Annotated in this window: 17 protein-coding genes; 9 read left to right on the plus strand and 8 right to left on the minus strand. The window is 70.7% G+C overall.

Annotated elements, in window-relative coordinates; genetic code table 11:
* The 4 genes from FCH28_RS25230 to FCH28_RS25245 form a co-directional block, all read right to left on the minus strand.
* Positions 1-282: a PqqD family peptide modification chaperone gene (locus FCH28_RS25230; protein WP_136742431.1), complete on the minus strand. Its 282-nt coding sequence runs from the start codon at positions 280-282 to the stop codon at positions 1-3.
* A gap of 6 nt (positions 283-288) precedes the next feature.
* Positions 289-1761: an asparagine synthase-related protein gene (locus FCH28_RS25235; RefSeq protein WP_169314250.1), complete on the minus strand. Its 1473-nt coding sequence runs from the start codon at positions 1759-1761 to the stop codon at positions 289-291.
* Between the two features lie 374 nt (positions 1762-2135).
* Positions 2136-2246, minus strand: a complete 111-nt coding sequence (locus tag FCH28_RS40130; protein ID WP_136742433.1) for a lasso RiPP family leader peptide-containing protein — start codon at positions 2244-2246, stop codon at positions 2136-2138.
* A gap of 196 nt (positions 2247-2442) precedes the next feature.
* Positions 2443-3348 (minus strand): LysR family transcriptional regulator, encoded by a 906-nt coding sequence (locus FCH28_RS25245; protein WP_136742434.1) that lies wholly within the window; start codon positions 3346-3348, stop codon positions 2443-2445.
* A gap of 115 nt (positions 3349-3463) precedes the next feature.
* Here FCH28_RS25245 and lpdA point away from each other — a divergent pair, with 115 nt between their 5' ends.
* Positions 3464-4900, plus strand: a complete 1437-nt coding sequence (gene lpdA / locus FCH28_RS25250) for a dihydrolipoyl dehydrogenase (protein WP_136742557.1) — start codon at positions 3464-3466, stop codon at positions 4898-4900.
* Between the two features lie 37 nt (positions 4901-4937).
* On the opposite strand, the gene FCH28_RS25255 is transcribed toward lpdA, so the two are convergent.
* The gene (locus tag FCH28_RS25255; RefSeq protein WP_136742435.1) at positions 4938-5483 is read right to left on the minus strand and encodes an FHA domain-containing protein; all 546 of its coding nucleotides are present in this window, start codon (positions 5481-5483) and stop codon (positions 4938-4940) included.
* A gap of 276 nt (positions 5484-5759) precedes the next feature.
* Here FCH28_RS25255 and treZ point away from each other — a divergent pair, with 276 nt between their 5' ends.
* On the plus strand, positions 5760-7553 hold the full coding sequence (treZ, locus tag FCH28_RS25260) for a malto-oligosyltrehalose trehalohydrolase (protein ID WP_136742436.1): 1794 nt from the start codon (positions 5760-5762) through the stop codon (positions 7551-7553).
* A gap of 20 nt (positions 7554-7573) precedes the next feature.
* Here treZ and FCH28_RS25265 read toward each other — a convergent pair whose 3' ends face one another.
* Positions 7574-8779: an amino acid aminotransferase gene (locus FCH28_RS25265; RefSeq protein ID WP_136742437.1), complete on the minus strand. Its 1206-nt coding sequence runs from the start codon at positions 8777-8779 to the stop codon at positions 7574-7576.
* Complete coding sequence (locus tag FCH28_RS25270; protein WP_246103174.1) at positions 8772-9743, minus strand: DMT family transporter; 972 nt, start codon at positions 9741-9743, stop codon at positions 8772-8774. Before FCH28_RS25270 ends, FCH28_RS25265 begins: the two co-directional genes overlap by 8 nt.
* Positions 9744-9897: 154 nt before the next feature.
* On the opposite strand from FCH28_RS25270, the gene FCH28_RS25275 reads away from it, so the two are divergent.
* From FCH28_RS25275 to FCH28_RS25290, 4 genes are all read left to right on the plus strand, one after another.
* Positions 9898-10386: an Lrp/AsnC family transcriptional regulator gene (locus FCH28_RS25275; protein WP_136742438.1), complete on the plus strand. Its 489-nt coding sequence runs from the start codon at positions 9898-9900 to the stop codon at positions 10384-10386.
* Between the two features lie 110 nt (positions 10387-10496).
* A complete protein-coding gene (locus FCH28_RS25280; protein WP_136742439.1) occupies positions 10497-12086 on the plus strand; it encodes a PucR family transcriptional regulator in 1590 nt (529 codons plus the stop codon).
* Positions 12087-12117: 31 nt separating this feature from the next.
* The gene (locus FCH28_RS25285) at positions 12118-13047 is read left to right on the plus strand and encodes a metallophosphoesterase family protein (protein ID WP_425471990.1); all 930 of its coding nucleotides are present in this window, start codon (positions 12118-12120) and stop codon (positions 13045-13047) included.
* Positions 13044-13706 (plus strand): 4'-phosphopantetheinyl transferase family protein, encoded by a 663-nt coding sequence (locus FCH28_RS25290; protein WP_136742440.1) that lies wholly within the window; start codon positions 13044-13046, stop codon positions 13704-13706. Before FCH28_RS25285 ends, FCH28_RS25290 begins: the two co-directional genes overlap by 4 nt.
* A gap of 133 nt (positions 13707-13839) precedes the next feature.
* Here the strand turns inward: FCH28_RS25290 and FCH28_RS25295 are convergent, their stop codons facing one another.
* Positions 13840-14142, minus strand: a complete 303-nt coding sequence (locus tag FCH28_RS25295; protein ID WP_136742441.1) for a type II toxin-antitoxin system Phd/YefM family antitoxin — start codon at positions 14140-14142, stop codon at positions 13840-13842.
* Between the two features lie 75 nt (positions 14143-14217).
* On the opposite strand from FCH28_RS25295, the gene FCH28_RS25300 reads away from it, so the two are divergent.
* The 3 genes from FCH28_RS25300 to FCH28_RS25310 all read left to right on the plus strand — a co-directional run bounded on the left by FCH28_RS25300 (position 14218) and on the right by FCH28_RS25310 (position 16191).
* Positions 14218-15102: a thioesterase domain-containing protein gene (locus FCH28_RS25300; protein WP_136742442.1), complete on the plus strand. Its 885-nt coding sequence runs from the start codon at positions 14218-14220 to the stop codon at positions 15100-15102.
* Positions 15103-15166: 64 nt separating this feature from the next.
* On the plus strand, positions 15167-15814 hold the full coding sequence (locus FCH28_RS25305) for an ATP-dependent Clp protease proteolytic subunit (protein ID WP_136742443.1): 648 nt from the start codon (positions 15167-15169) through the stop codon (positions 15812-15814).
* Between the two features lie 59 nt (positions 15815-15873).
* Positions 15874-16191 carry a hypothetical protein gene (locus FCH28_RS25310; RefSeq protein ID WP_136742560.1) on the plus strand — a complete coding sequence of 106 codons (318 nt, stop codon included), beginning with the start codon at positions 15874-15876 and terminating at the stop codon, positions 16189-16191.
* Positions 16192-16483 lie beyond the last annotated feature (292 nt).

Consider the following 16483-nt stretch of genomic DNA (forward strand, 5'->3'; position numbering starts at 1 on the left):
TCATGGTGCGGGCGGGTCGCTGCGGGGCTCGGCCAGGTGGCTCTCGGCGAGCTGGTCGGCCAGCGCGGCGATGCCTTCGCGCAGCGTGTCGTCGCCCGCGTCGATGCGCTCCCTGAGGTGCTGGACGACCTCGTCCGCGGTGTCGTACCGCAGGGCGGCGTCCAGCATGAGGGTGGCGACGGGATTCAGCTCGAAGTAGACGCCCTGGGCGCCGTCCAGCAGAATTCCGGCGCCGTCGGCCTGGTCGAAAACCGTCTGTTCGGTGAGCTGGAGCAGTGGCATACCGCATCACCTCCGGGGTGCGTGGCCGGTCTTCCCTTCCAGGTCGCGCAGGAACAGCTCGACCATCGCGGAGCACAGCAGGTTCTCGGCGTTACGGCGCAGCGCTCGCGGGTCGGCGAGCACCTCGTGGATCCGCACCGGGTCGACGATCCCCAGGGCGGTCAGCCGGGTGTCGGGGCCGCCGAGGATCCGGGCGAGGACCTCGGCATGGCGCAGACACCAGTTCTCGTCGGGGGAGCCCAGCCAGGTGCGTCCGTAGTGCCGCCAGACGTCCGGCGGCAGCCGGTGCGACGCGGCGAGGCGCAGCACCGGTTTGTCGATGGTCCGTCCGCCGTACGGAATCAGCCGGTAGGCGTCGGGAATACGCGCCGCCAGCCGGCGAAGGTCTCTGCCGCCCCACGGTTTGGCGAGGTGGATGCCGCGCGGCCGCCACAGTCCCAGGTTGAGGGTCTGCTCCTGGGGCGCGTAGTCCAGGTCGTCCGTCTCGGGGGCGGCGTCCGGATGCGGGATGAGGAAGTCGCTGCCGAGCTCCACCTCATCGAGCGCCGCCTGGTCCGCGTACAGCGAGTACGAGGGCCGGGCGCTGCGCAGGATCCGGCTCAGCTCCCACCGGGTGGCGAGCAGCCCTTGCAGCATCCGCAACTTCTCCCGCCGCCGTACGTCGCCGGCGACGATGTCGTGCAGTCCGTACCGCAGCGGGCCGAAGAGCATGTCGCCCTCCAGCCCGGACGTCAGGATGTGCACCCCGTCCGCGGCGACGCGGTCGGCGACGCGCTCCAGAGAGCGCAGCCAGACGTGGTTGAAGGGGTGCGGAAAGTCCGCCCCGGTGGAGAAGTAGTCCTCGTCCTCCGAGGCCCGCTCCACCGTGACCAGGGGTACCCGCAGGTGACGGCAGACCTGCCGGGCGTAGCCGGACTCGTCGGCGGACGGGTCGTCGGTGCCCATGTGGTACGCGATGACGTCGGCGCCGTGGTCCACGAGCGCCGCCAGGACGGTGGCCGAATCGACGCCGCCCGACAGCAGGATGCCCACCCGCCGGTCACCGCAGCCGGCATAGGGCCGGGTCTCGTCCAGGAGCAGGTCGTAGGTGAGACGGGCGTACTCGCGGAGGGTGGTGCGGCGCGGCAGCGCCATCGGGGTGGTCCGCTCGTACTGCTGGGTCCACGTCGCCTCGGGATCGAAGGCGACGAGCTGTCCGGAGCGCAACCGGCCCAGGCCCGGATACACGAACACGTCCTCGCCGCGGCAGCTGCGCCAGAGGGTTTCCCGGTCGAATTCGGGAAATCGCCCGTCGAGCAGGTCGCGCGGATCGGAGGACCATTCGACCCCGGCCCGCGACCTGCGGAAGAAGATCTGGTCGGGGCTGGTGAGGCCACGGAAGATGACGACGCGCTCCGGCGTCACCACACATCCGGAGAGTTCCGCCGGGAGTTGGGCGAGCAGGTCGGTGAATGTTTGAGGGAATTCCGCGGCGCGCACGATGCGCTCCACGAAATCCGCGGACGATGACCGGCGCCGTGGCAGCGGCCCGGAAAGCAGCAGAAAGCAGTCCGGGACCGGTTGTGGCAAACCTTCAAGAACTCCAGGGCGCAACCATTGAAATGCGCAACACCCGGCACGGGGCAGTCCGTTCCGGGCGCCGATCTCCATCACCCGGTATCCGTACGGTCCCTGCGGGCCGTTCGGTTCGTTCCGGCCGTGCGGTCCGTGCTGCGGGACACCGGACCGCGGACCTCCCGGTACGGCCCGTCCCGAGCATCCGGCGAAGTCCGCCACCAGCGGTTCTCCGGACGTCAAAGCCCCTCTCCGCAGCGCCGACCGCGCTGCGGACGAGGGGCCCGACTGGGGGGATGTCACAAGATGTTGCCGTGGCCGAGGACGTCCGGAACGCCCCTACGGAGCTGTCCGGTCAGTTCCTCGATGCGACCCAAACGGGTCAGCGTGGGAGCCGTGTACCTCAGCATTACGCCACCTTCTTCCAGAGGGAAACGGCGACAGTTCAGACACCACTCAGGTTACCAGTGACCAGCGGAAATGCCATCAACGAATAAAGTTGACAGGGTAATTACCCCCGAGATGCGCCATGCGGCCCGACGTGATTAAGTAATAGATATCTATGCCTGATTGCCGCGTAGCGCTACGCCTGATTGCCGCCTTGTTCTATGCGCGATTGCCGACTTGCCGGCCGCTTTCCACCTGTCCCGCACGGGCGCGCAGCAGCTCGGTGAACTCCGCCGCCGCACCACTCGGTTCGACGCGCGAGAAGACGGTGATATCGCGCCGCCACGGCGGATCGGTGGGCACGGACGCGCAGTTGAGGCCGGTGAGTTCATGGGCCGCGGTCAGCAGCACACCGACACCGGCCGACGCCATCCGCACTGCCGTCGAGCTGTGCTGCGTACGGACGGCGGTACGCGGCGCGAAGCCGGCCCGCTCGCACTCCACGTCCAGCCAGCGCCGGCCGTCGACCATCGGCTCCAGTCCGCACCGCACCCACGGCCGTTCCGCCAGATCCGTGAGACGCACCGACTCCCGGGCGGCGAGCGGATCGTCATGCGGCACGACCAGCACCATCTGCTCCTGGCCGACGACACTGACCGGCCCCTGCCAGTTCTTGGGGCGCGGCCCGAGGGCGATATCGGCCACGCCGCGCTCCATCTGGTCGTACAACTCCTCGGTGGTGGCGTACTCGTGGAGGATCAGACGCACCCTGGGATGCTCGCGGGCCCAGCGGGCGCAGACCTCCGGGAGCACACCGATCGCCTGTCCGTGCACCGACGCGATATGCAGTTCGCCGCTCTCCGCGCCGGCCGCCGCCAGGGCCGCGCGGCGGGCCTGGCGGGCGCTGCGGACGGCGAGTTCGGCGTGCGGGAAGTAGGCCCGGCCCATCGCGGTCAGCCGTACGCCGCGGTTCATCCGCTCCAACAGCGGCCCGCCGACCTCGCGTTCCAGTGCCTTGATCTGGTGCGAGAGGGCGGACTGGGTGACATGCAGCGCCTCGGCGGCGCGGGTGAAGGACGCCTCCTCGACGACCGCCACCAGATACTCCATCTGCCGCAGGCTCATCCGCCCCTCCCCAGGTCATGCACGCCCCTCATGGCCTCCATAGAAACATTGCCTTGGACGCATCGACGCAGGTGGGCGCAGCCTTGACGACATGAACGCCGACCAGCTGCAAGAGATGTACGAGACAAACGAGCCGGACGTGATCGTGATCGGCGGTGGCACCGGCGGCTACAGCACCGCGCTGCGCGCCGCCGGACTCGGACTGCGGGTGGTGCTCGCCGAACGCGATCTGGTCGGCGGCACCTGCCTGCACCGCGGCTGCATTCCCAGCAAGGCGATGCTGCACGCCGCGGAGTTGGTGGACGGTATCGCGGAGGCGCGCGAGCGGTGGGGGGTGAAGACCACACTGGACGCCATCGACTGGGGCGCGCTGACCGCCACCCGGGACGACATCGTCTCCCGCAACCACCAGGGCGTGGCAGGCCACTTGGCGCGCGCCCGGGTGCGGGTGGTGCGCGGCTCGGCGCGACTGACCGGGGACCGTTCGGTGTTCGTCGACGGGCCCGAGGGCGGCGCCTTCACGGCCCGGCGCGGCATCGTCCTGGCGACCGGCTCACGGCCGCGGATGCTGCCGGGCCTCACGGCCGACGGCCGGCGGGTCGTCACCAGTGACGACGCACTGTTCGCCCCGGGGCTGCCGGAATCGGTGCTGGTGCTGGGCGGTGGCGCGATCGGCGTCGAGTACGCGTCCTTCCACCGCTCCATGGGCGCCGAGGTCACCCTCGTCGAGGCGGCGGACCGGCTGCTGCCGCTGGAGGACGAGGACGTCGGCCGGCATCTGGTGCGCGGCCTGAAGAAGCGCGGCATCAGGGTCCGTACGGGGTCGACACTGGTCGGCGCCGAGCTCCTGGAGGACGGGGTGCGGGCCACCGTCCGGACGCCGGGCGGCGGGGAGGTCGTCGTCGAGGCGGAGCGGCTGCTGGTCGCGGTGGGCCGGGCTCCCGTGACCGACGGGCTGGGTCTGGAGGCCGCCGGACTGGCCACGGACCAACGGGGGTTCCTCCCGCCGGCCGACTGGACGCGGCTGGAGACGGCCGTCCCTGGCATCCATGTGGTCGGCGATCTGCTGCCGCCGCCGTCGCTGGGCCTGGCGCACGCCTCGTTCGCCGAGGGGCTGCTGGTGGCCGAGACGCTGGCCGGGATCCCGTCGCCGCCGGTGGACTACGCGACGGTGCCGCGGGTGACGTACTCCAGTCCGCAGACCGCCTCGGTCGGACTGAGCGAGGCCGAGGCGCGCGCCCAGGGGCGGGAGGTCAAGGTCAACACCATGCCGCTGACGGCGACCGCGAAGGGCATGGTGCACGGGCAGGGCGGCATGGTGAAGGTGATCGCGGCGGCGGACGGGGCTGGCGGGGAGGCAAGCGGCACGGTGCTCGGCGTCCATCTGGTCGGGCCGCATGTCTCGGAGATGATCGCGGAGAGCCAGCTGATCGTGGCATGGGACGCCGAACCGTCCGATGTGGCGCAGCACATCCATGCGCATCCGACGCTGTCGGAGGCGGTCGGCGAGACGTTTCTCACGCTGGCGGGCCGGGGGCTGCATCAGCACTGAGGGACCGTCGACGGGCTGCCTCAGCACTGAGGGGCCGTCAACGCTCCGTCAGTACGTAGTCCACCCGCCCGAACGTGATGTGGTCGCCGGGCCCGACGGGCACCTCGCCCACCACCCGGCGCCCGTTGACGCAGGTGCCGTTCGTGGAGCCGAGGTCGCGCAGCATCCAGCCCTTGCCCGCGCTGCGCAGCTCCGCGTGCGCGCGGGAGACGGTTTCGTGGTTGAGGCGCAGGCCGACGCCCGGGGCGCGCCCTATGAGCAGCGGGAACGGGCCCGGCTCGGGCAGCAGAAGCTTGGGCAGCCGCTCCGTGCGCCAGGCCCTGCGGACCCGGATGTGGAAGGCCGACACCCGGCCGACCATCCGCAGCAGCGTGCCCTGGACCTTGCCGCGGCTCTCCAAGTCGGCGGTGGCCAGGGCGAGCTCGGAGTGGGCCTGGGCGGTGAGGACGAGTTCCATCCGGCGCAGAAAGGTGTCCTGGGACAGTCGTCCCTGCGCTGCGCCCTCGCGCAGCAGATCGAGGGCGCGTTCCCGGTCGGCGTCGGACGGGCGCGCCGGCCGTGCCGGGAACTCGAGCGAAGTCATGCCGGTGATTGTCCGGCCACCGCGTGCCGCTGTCCAGGCGAGGTATCCGTTATGGCCGGTCGGGGGCGTGCGACCGGGGCGGGACGGCCGGCCGGATCCCCACGGACCGCCACGGGACCGGGCGCCGCCGCTCGCCGGAACGGCCCAGTGCGATGGCCCGATGTCGGCCACGGCGCCACGTCGGACTGTCGGGCGACGCGCTGACGTGCTTTCTTCGTCTGGGGCCCGGGGGACGTCGGACGCCTTCCCCCAGGCCCGGGACGGAAGGAGGACACCGTGCTGTTCGAGGTATGGGCACCGAACGCCGGTCGGGTCGCGCTCCAGTGGGCGGGCGACCGGGCCGGCGAGCCACCGGTCCCCCTGGCGCGCGATGCCCGCCGCGACGGCTGGTGGCGTACCGAGGCGCCGGCCCACGACGGCGACCGCTACGGCTTCCGGCTCGACGGCGGCCCACCGCTCCCCGATCCGCGCGCCGCCCGTCTGCCGGACGGCCCCGGCGGTCCCGGCGCGGTCGTCGACCACGGACGGTTCGCCTGGCAACACCCGTGGCCCGGCCGCCCGCTGCCCGGCGCGGTCCTCTACGAGCTGCACATCGGCACCTTCACCCCCGAGGGCACCTTCGACGCCGCCGCCGCGCGCCTGCACCACCTCGCCGACCTGGGCATCACCCATATCTCCCTGATGCCGGTCTGCCCGTTCCCCGGCCGCCACGGCTGGGGGTACGACGGCATCGCCCCGTGGGCGGTCCATGAGCCGTACGGCGGCCCGGACGGGCTCAAACGCCTCGTCGACGCCGCGCACGGCCACGGCCTCGGCGTCGTCCTCGACGTCGTACACAACCACCTGGGCCCCTCCGGCAACCATCTGCCCGCCTTCGGCCCGTACTTCACCGACACCCACCACACGCCATGGGGCGCGGCCATCAATCTCGACGCCCCCGGGTCCGACGAGGTCCGCGGATACCTCATCGGCAGCGCGCTGAGCTGGCTGCGCGACTACCGGATCGACGGGCTGCGGCTGGACGCCGTGCACGCGCTGCACGACACCGGCAGCCGGCACTTCCTCGCCGAACTCTCCGCCGCCGTGGACACGCTCGCCGACCGCCTCCGGCGCCCGCTGTTCCTGATCGCCGAGTCCGACCTCAACGATCCGCGCACCACCACACCGCGCCCGGCCGGTGGCCACGGTCTGCACGCCCAGTGGAACGACGACTTCCACCACGCCCTGCACACCGCCCTCACCGGTGAATCCCACGGCTATTACGCCGACTTCGCACGCGCCCCGCTGGCCGCCCTCGCCAAGACCCTGACCGGCGGCTTCTTCCACGACGGTACGCATTCCAGCTTCCGCGGCCGGGCCCACGGCGCACCGCTCGACCTGCGCGTCACACCCCCGTACCGCCTGCTGGCATACAGCCAGACCCACGACCAGATCGGCAACCGCGCCCTCGGCGACCGCCTCGCCGCCGCCCTCTCCCCCGGCCTGCTCGGCTGCGCCGCGGCGCTGGTCCTGTGCGCGCCGTTCACCCCCATGCTGTTCATGGGCGAGGAGTGGGGAGCACGAACTCCCTGGCAGTACTTCACCGACCACACCGATCCGGAACTGGCGGAGGCGGTACGCGCGGGGCGACGCCGCGAGTTCGCCGCGCACGACTGGGGCGGCGCATCGGCCGACTGGCCCGACCCGCAGGACCCGGCCACCCGCGAACGCTCCGTCCTCGACTGGACCGAACCGGACACCGAGCCCCATGCCGCGCTCCTGTCCTGGCACCGCACGCTGCTGAAACTGCGCCGCAGACTGCCCGCCCTGACCGACCCTGACCCGGCCGGCACCGAGGTCGCCTACGACGAGGGGGCCCGGTGGTTGCTGATGCGCCGGGGTCCGGTGCGGGTGGCGGTCAATCTGTCACGGGACGCGGTGGCCGCCGTTCCGCTCCCTGCATCGGACGTCGCCACTCCGCGGCTACGCCCACTGGCCGCCTGGCCGGGGGATCGCGTCCCCGGCGACGGTCGCGAGGGCGCAGTGCGACTGCCGCCGGAGTCGGCGGTGGTGCTGGGTGAAGTCCCCTGAACCCCGTGTGTGCGCGCCCGTCAGACGACTGGGCCGACCGGAGCCGTTTCCAGGACAGCGGATATGCCCTGCGTCAGGAACGGGATCCGGTGCGCGGAGACACCCGCGATATTGATGCGTCCCGAGGCCGTGCCGTAGATGCCGAACTGCCGGCGCATCCGGCGCATATGGTCAGGCGTGAGCGGCAGCATGGAGAACATGCCCTTCTGCCGTGCGAGCGACGCCGCCTGCTCGCCGTGGCCGAGGGCACGGAGATGGACGACCAGGTCCGCCCGGTTGGCCGCGATCCGGTCGCGCATGACGTCGAGTTCGGCCCGCCAGGCGGCCCTAAGCCCCTCGTCCTCCAGGATGGTGGTGACTATGGCGGCGCCGTGCTCGGGCGGCATCGAGTACAGCGTCCGTGCGGCGTTCTGGAGTGCCGTTTCGACGTGCCGCAGCGTCTGCCGCGACGATCCGACGACGATCGCACACCCCGTGCGGTCGCTGTAGAGGCCGAAGTTCTTGGAACAGCTGACGGCGACCAGCACTTCGGGGAGCCGGTCGGCCAGCATCCGGGTGGCCCGCAGGTCGGCCTCGAGGCCGTCGCCGAGCCCGTGGTACGCCAGGTCGACGAAGGGAACCCAGCCGTTCGCCGCGGCGAGTCCGGCCAGTTCCTCCCACATCTCGAAGGACGGATCGACGCCCGTGGGGTTGTGGCAGCAGCCCTGGAGCAGGACGACGTCGTGATGTCGTGCGGCCCGCAGGTCGTCGAGCAGACCGGTGGGGTCCGGGAGTCCCGCGGCGTCGAGCCGGCCGTACGTCCGGACCGTGAGACCGGCGGCCTCCAGGATGGGCCGGTGATTGACGTAGGCGGGGTCGCTGATCCACACCGTGGTGCCCGGTCGGGTCCGGCGCACGAGATCGGCCAGCAGGCGCAGGGCTCCGGTGCCCGCCACGGTCTGGACGGCCGTTGCCCGTCCGGTCGGGGCTTCGGTGCCCAACACCATCGACAGCATGGCCCGGTTGAAGGCGGTATTGCCGGAGAGCCCTCGGTACTCCTTGGACGCGGAGCGTTCCGCCAGGCGTATTTCGGCCTCCCTGACCGCCGTCATGACAGGGGTGGCCCCGGTGTGGTCGCGGTAGACGCCGAGGACGAGGTTCAACCGCTCGGCGCGCGGGTCGGCGGCGAACTCGGCCGCCAGGTCCCACAGAGGGTCGGCCGGCGGGGTGGGAAGCAGCTCAAGCATCGGGGGAAACCTTGGATCGGGGGCGTCGGTTGGCGAGCGCGACGCCGGTGGTGATGAGCGGGACGCCGATGAGGACGGGCAGGGTCGGCGACTCGTCCAGCAGGGGCATGGCGAGCAGGACGACGGCGACCGGGCTGAGGCTGCCGACGACCGAGCTCCGCTCCGGTCCCAGCCGGCGGATGGCGAAGGCGTACAGCAGACCGGCACACAGGCCGACGCCCAGCCCCTGGACGACGAGGAACAACACGATGTCGCCGCCGGCCGCCCGGGCGAGACCGGTCGGCAGGACTCCGGTCATGACCAGGAGCGCGATGACAGCGAAGGAGGGCAGGCACAGCAGTCCGATGGACCCGACGGGATCGAGGTCCACTTCCCGCAGACCCACCGTGTACAGGGCCCACAGCCCACTGGCGACGAGAAGCGTGCCCGCGCCGAGCAGGACGTCCGCGTCCAGCGCCGCGGTGTAGCGCCAGACCAGCGCCACGACACCGGCGACGATCAGCAGGAGCCCGGCCGACTGCGTGCCGCGCGGCGCGCTCCTCCCGCCCGCGACCATGAGGGCGGAGACGAACAGCGGGACCATCCCGGGGACGATCGCCCCGACGAACGCGGCCGACGTCAGCGAACCGCCGTACATCGCCGCGAGGAAGAACGGCACCCCCGCACCACAGATGATCTTGGCTGCGGGGCCCGGCCGCACCATGGCCAGCCGGCGCCTGCGCCGCCACAGGGCGGGCGCCAGCACCACGAGGGGCACGCCGAAGCGGAGCAGTGCCGCGTCGGCTGGCAGCAGTGTGGAGGCGCTCAGCGCACGGGCGCTCAGCGCGAACCCGGCCCAGATGGCGACCGTGAGCAGCAGCGCCAGTAGGGCCACAGCCTGCGGGGAGACCAGCCCGCGCCCGCCGCCACCCGCCGGGGCAGGACTCCCCGCGCCGGCGGGTGCCGCGCCCGCTGCCTTCGTCACGACCACTGAAGATTCCTCCCGCTTGGAGCCGCTCAGGCGGAACCGACAACCGGCCCTGCCGCGGGAGGCAACGTTAGAGCTTTCCGCAGGGCAGACGATTGCTAGTTCTGCCCTCCAGCCCTAGCGTGAGGGCAGAATCTGCCAAGGAGTGACGATGGACGCTGTGGATCTCCAGATCATCCACGAGCTGCAAGCGGACGGGCGCCTGTCCAACCAGGACCTCGCCGACCGGGTCAGGCTGTCCCCCTCGCCCTGTCTGCGCCGGGTACGCCGCCTGGAGGAATCGGGCCTGATCGGCGGATACACGGCCATGGTGGATCAGGTCGCCTTCGGCCTGCCGATCACCGTCTTCGTACGGGTCCGTCTGGAACGCCACACCGGCGAGGCCGTCAACGTCTTCGAGGAGCATGTCGGCCGCATCGAGCACATCCAGGACTGTTACCTGATGGCGGGCAGCAGCGACTACCTGCTCAGAGTCGTCATCGAAAGCCTGGAGGCGTACGAGATCCTCGTGCGCACACAGATCCACGCCATTCCCGGCATCGCGTCGATCGAGTCCAGCTTCGCCTTCGGAAGCGTCAAGCAGTCCAAGGTCTTCCCGCGCCCGGGCGGCTCGTCAGGCCCGCCCGCCCGCACGCGCTGAAAGCGTCCGGCCGCGCACCACATCGGCCTCGACCAATATCCAGGGCGGGTGGGCCACCACCCCTATCGCCCGACCGTCCATTCCGCCACCAGCTGCTGGACACTGTGTCTATGCCGCTGCATATCTCCGACCTGCTGGCCCGGCCCGATCTCGGACTGTCGCTCACCTACGACGTGCCGCCCGAGCTACTGGCCCGCACCATCGACGCGGCGACCGTCTCGGATCTGCCGGCACCGGGAAAATGGCTCCAGGGCGGTGAACTCCTCATGACCATCGGCCTGTTGCTGCCGATGGAGCAGGCCGCATGCGAGGCGTACGTACGGGACGTCGCCGAAGGCGGTGCGGCGTGTCTGGCCCTCGGGCTCGGACGGGGACTGCCGTACCAGGAGGCCCCCGAGCCGCTGGTGACGGCCGCCAGGGAGGCGGGGCTGCCGCTGCTGACGGTGCCGGACGAGGTGCCGTTCATCGCCGTCACCAAGGCCGTCTTCGACGCGCGGGCCAGTGAGCAGAGCGAGGTGCTGCACCGGGCGTTCGCGACCCAGCGGCGGCTGACGGCCGCGGCCACGGGCGGCGAGCTGCGGGCGATGCTGGAGGAGTGGACGGCCGCCACCGGCGTCGGGGCCGCGGTGCTCGATCCGCTGGGCCGGATGCTCGCGGCGGGCGAGTCGGACGCGCGGACGCCGCCGGCCGAGGCGCGCGACCTGATCGAGCGGGTCGCGGCACGCGGGCTGCGCGGCAGCGCGTCCAGTACGACAGCGGGGCGGCAGCTGGAGGTCCAGCCGCTGGGCGCGCGCCGGCTGCGTGGCCTGCTGCTGCTCACCGGCCGCCCGGACGCCGCCGCCCGGTCGGTCGTACCGGGCCTGATCTCCCTCCTCTCGCTGGAACTGGAGCGGCGCCATCTGAGCGATGAGCCGGAGCGTCGCCGCAGGTCGGCGCTGTTGTCGGAGCTGCTGTCCGAGGTGGAGCCGCCGGCCGAGCGGGCCCGGGACATGCTCGTCGCGGCCGGCCTGACCGCGGAGCGGGTGCGCGGGGTCGTGGTCGAGCCGCTCGAGGCGGAGCCGGCCGCGGCAGGCACCGCGCAGGACATGGCCGCCGACCTGGCGCTGGCGATTCCGGGCGGCCTGGTCCGGGTGCGGGACGGGGCGGTCGCCGGGACGGCGCACGGGGCGTCGGAGGCCACGCCCAAGGAAACCGCCGCGCCCTGGCTCATCGAGGCCGTCGTCGGCGAGGACCTGGACATCCGCGAGGTGCTCGGCCGGTTCGCGCCGCGTTGTCCGGCGGGCATCGGCCCGGTGGCCGCCCCCGAAGCGATTCGGGTGTCCCTGCGCCAGGCGGCCGGACTGCTCGCCGTCAGCCGGTCGAGCGGCGAGCCCGCCGAGGTCCGGCAGCGCGCGGCCAGCCGGCTGCTGCTGGACCTGGGTGACCGCCGTACGCTGCACGGTTATGCCGACACCGTGCTCGGCCCGCTCGATCTCGCGGACAACGGTGAGGAGTTGCTGGCCACGCTGGCGGCCTGGCTGGAATCCGGCGGTGCCTGGGACGCGACCAGCCGACGGCTGGGCGTCCACCGCCACACCGTACGCAACCGCCTCGACAAGGCCATGGATCTCACCGGGCGCCGCCTCGACGACCCCGACGACCGCTTCGACCTCTGGCTCGCCACCCGCATCCGCCGCGGCGACGCGCCGAACTCCCTTTGACTCTCCGCCGCCAACGTCTTTACTTTCGATCGTGACCTACGAGATCCGCACCCTTCCTCCCGAAAGCACCACCACACGCACACCCGCCCCCGCGCCCGGGTCCGCCCGGGGCAACGGCCGCGGCAAGCTGGTGGCCGTCAGCGATCTGCACGTCCGGTACACGGAAAACCGCGACATCGTCGAGGCGTTAAGACCGGAGTCCGAGGACGACTGGCTGCTGATCGCCGGGGACGTCGGCGAATACGTCGAAGACATCCGCTGGGCCCTCACCCTCCTCAGCAGCCGGTTCGCCACCGTCGTATGGGTACCCGGCAATCACGAACTGTGGACACCCGCCAAGGATCCGGTGCAGCTGCGCGGTGTCGCCCGCTACGACCATCTCGTCGAAATCTGCCGGGAGTTGGGCGTCCTGACCCCCGAGGACCCGTACCCGGTCTGGGAAGGCGAGGGCGGCCCGGTCGTCATCGCGCCCCTGTTCGTCCTCTACGACTACACGTTCCGGCCACCGGGGACGCACTCCAAGGACTCGGCACTCGCCGTCGCCAAGGAGGCCGGGGTGGTGTGCAACGACGAGTTCCTGCTGCATCCGGACCCGTATCCGACACGGGACGCGTGGTGCCGGGACCGACTGAAGGCCACCGAGGCCAAACTCGCCGCGGTGCCGGAGGAGTTGCCGACCCTCCTCATCAACCACTTTCCGCTGGTACGCGAACCCACCCGCCCGCTGTGGTACCCGGAGTTCGCGCTGTGGTGCGGAACGGAGGCCACCGCGGACTGGCCGCGCCGGTTCCGGGCAGCCGCTGTGGTCTACGGCCATCTCCACATCCCGCGGCTGCTGATCTGCGACGGCGTCCCCCACCAGGAGGTGTCGCTCGGCTACCCGCGTGAATGGCAACGCCGTTCCGCCCCGCCGGGCCGCCCCGTCCAGATCCTGCCCGCCACCACCGGGGCCAGCGCATGATCGACAAGCTGCTGCCGGCCCCGATCGCCACCGCCGAAGCCCTCCACGACGACGCCCCGCTGTCCGCGATGTTCCCCGAGGAGCTCGAGCTGGTGGCCCGCGCGGTCCCGAAGCGGCAGAGGGAATTCGGCACCGTACGCCGCTGCGCGCGCAGCGCCCTGTCCGAACTCGGCATCGCCCCCGCGCCCCTGCTGCCCGGCCCCGACCGCGCACCACGCTGGCCGGCCGGAATCGTCGGCGCGATGACGCACTGCACCGGCTTCCGCGCCGCGGCGGTGGCCCGCTCGACGGACGTCGTCACCATCGGCCTGGACGCCGAACCCAACGAGCCGATCGCCGACCCCAGGGTGGTCGAGGCCATCACGCGCCCCGAGGAACGCGCCCAGTTCCCCCAGCTGGCGGCCCTGCAGCCCGAAGTCTGCTGGGAACGCCTGGTGTTCAGCGCCAAGGAGAGCGTCTACAAGGCGTGGTACCCGCTCACGGGCCGCTGGCTGGACTTCGACGAAGCCCGGCTCACCCTCGACCCGACGGACGCCACCTTCACCGCCCGCCTCCTCGTCCCCGGCCCCGTGGTAGCCGGCACCCGCATCACGGAATTCACCGGCCGGTGGCTCGTCGCGTCGGGGCTGGTGATCACGGCCATCTCGGTACCGGCGTGACGGAACGTCAGCCAGGTGGCGTATGCCTGCTGCCTGCTGCCTGCTGCCTGCTGACGCCAACCCGGCTCGCGCACCCTCCGCATGGTGAGCGAGCCGGAATTCGTCCCGTCGCGCCGCTCCGGTCCGCGCCTCGTCAGGGCCCGTAAGACCGGTACGGGGAGCCGTACTCGGCGACAAGGCCGAAACGGCCCTGGCCCTGTTCGCCGCCGGAGGGCTGGACCTCCGACACGTAGGACACGGTCCCGATCACCCGTTCCTGCTCCTCCTGAGCCTCCTGCGCCGCGGAGTCCAGCCGTTCCAGCTCCTCGGCCGATACGAGGGCGACGAGCGGTTTGCCGTGGCGGGTCACGACCACTCGCTCCCCGCCGTACACCGCACGGTTGATCAGGTCCGCGAGCTCGGCCCGGGCTTGCGTCACGGGAATCTCATAAGCCATCCGGTCATCCTACGTTCTGTACGTCCTGTACATTTGGATCAACGCGCTTGCGCTGCTGCCGAGGGAGGGCGAGTCATGCCCTGCCCCCGTCGGCCTGCCGTGAGCCTGATCGACAAGGAGCTGTGTGACGTGGGCGGAAACCTGGTCTGCCTGAAGGCGTCCAGTGGGCGGCATGCCCTGGTCTTCATCCACCCTGCGAGCGGTTCGGCCGCCTCGTTCCGCGCCCTGGAGCCGCATCTGCGAGCGGACTCCTCCGTCTACGCCTTCCAGGCCACGGGCATCGACCCCGGCCGACGCCGGTCCATCGAGGGCATCGCGGACGCCTATCTGACGGAGTATCTGGCCGCCGACTCCCGGTCGGTGCCGGTCTTCGTCGGCTGGTCCTTCAGCGGGCCGGTCGCCGTGGAGATGGCGCGCCTCTCCGAGGAGAGGGGGGTCACTCCGGCCGGCGTGATCCTGCTGGACAGCGCGACCCATGAGGTGATGGAGGGCCGTACGACCGATCTGGCCACGGAGGTGGGCGGGCTCTTCGGGATCGACATGTCCGGGGCCGGCCGCTCCGCCAGGGCCTCGGCCGACAACTCCGGGGTCGACGGCTCCGCGGTCCACGCGCTTCTCGACCACGCGGCGGACCTGATCGCCGTCGCGAGTGACGCACCGGGTCTCACGGGCCAGGATCTACGCCCCTTCTGGGACATCTACCGCTGGCACCAGGGGATTTTCGACAACAGCTGGCAGGCCAGGCCCTGTTCGGCGCCACTCCTGGTGATCCGGGCGCGTGACGAAACCGGCTGGAACGCGGCACCGGAGTGCCTGGGCTGGTCCGAGGTGACCGGCCGCCCGGTGTCCGTCGCCTGGGCCGGCGGTACGCACTACACGATGATGGACGACGCCCGGCTGGGAGATGTCGCACCCATTATCGAGCGGGCCATCGAAAGTTCTTTTGCGGTAAGGGCGTGAGCTGCGCCGCTCTCTTTTAGTTATCCGGTTCTCGCCAGGCTACTTCCATCAACAGGACGGTACTGTGAATTTCAGGAATGTTTCCGACGCTCGCGCCCGACTGCCCCAGGCCGAGGCGCGCTATGTGGTCCCGCGCTTTGTGGAGCGCACCTCGCAGGGTGTCCGTGAGTACGACCCGTACGGCAAGCTCTTCGAGGAGCGCATCATCTTCCTGGGCGTGCAGATCGACGACGCCTCGGCCAATGACATCATGGCTCAGCTGATCTGCCTGGAATCGATGGACCCGGACCGGGATATCTCCCTTTACATCAACAGCCCGGGCGGTTCCTTCACCGCGCTGACCGCGATTTACGACACCATGCAGTACGTGAAATGCGACATCCAGACGGTCTGTCTGGGGCAGGCGGCCTCCGGAGCGGCCGTTCTGCTGGCGGCGGGTACCCCCGGAAAGCGGATGGCGTTGCCCAATGCCCGCGTACTGATTCATCAGCCGTACACCGAAACCGGTCGCGGCCAGGTCTCCGACCTCGAGATCCAGGCCAACGAAATCCTGCGCATGCGGGCCCAGATGGAAGAGATGCTTTCCAAGCACTCCAACGCGCCGATCGAGAAGGTCCGTGACGACATCGAGCGCGACAAGATCCTCACGGCCGAGATGGCCCTCGAGTACGGGATCGTGGACCAGGTCGTGGTGCCGCGCAACGCCCAGTAGCGGGACTGAATCCCTGACCGAGTGATCAAGATGAGTGCAGGCAGGCGGTTGCGTCCGTGATGTTCCCCGAAGGTCCCAAGATTCCGGCTCTCACCGAAGCCGAGTCCAAGGTGGTGGATGCATATGTGGCTGTTCTGAAGCGGCTGGGCGACGCCAACCCCACGCAGACGACGGGGACGTACACGGCGCTCAGGGCCGCGCAGGCGCTCGTCTCCGAGACGCGGGCGCTGCGGGACGCACTGACCCTGATGTTCGAGCGCCAGGAAAAAGAGATTCACGTGCGCACGATGGCGAAGGCCATGCAGTCGCTCGACTGTGAGCGTTTTCTTCCCCGGCTGGGGCCGCCCGACGACGGGGCGTCACCCGACGTTTCCTGACCACGCGGCGAACAGGAAAACCGAAAACTCGATGCCTGCCGGCGCCGATGGCCTTTCCGTCATCGGCGCCGGCTCATACTGCTGTGCCGCAACGGCCCTTCGCGACGAATGCGGAATACATCATTCCGATTACCGGTCGGGCCGACGGGATTCCGTGTATCGGCTTGTCATCTCACGCCGCCCCAAGGGCGCGCATGTGTGGTTGCACACTCCAGCCATCAAACTGAGTTGACTGTTCACCAATCCCGGGTTATTAATTAGTTGATCTTGATCCGCGACCTCGACAGGTTGC

Origin of the sequence: Streptomyces piniterrae (assembly GCF_005048155.1) — a bacterium.
Lineage (GTDB): Bacteria > Actinomycetota > Actinomycetes > Streptomycetales > Streptomycetaceae > Streptomyces > Streptomyces piniterrae.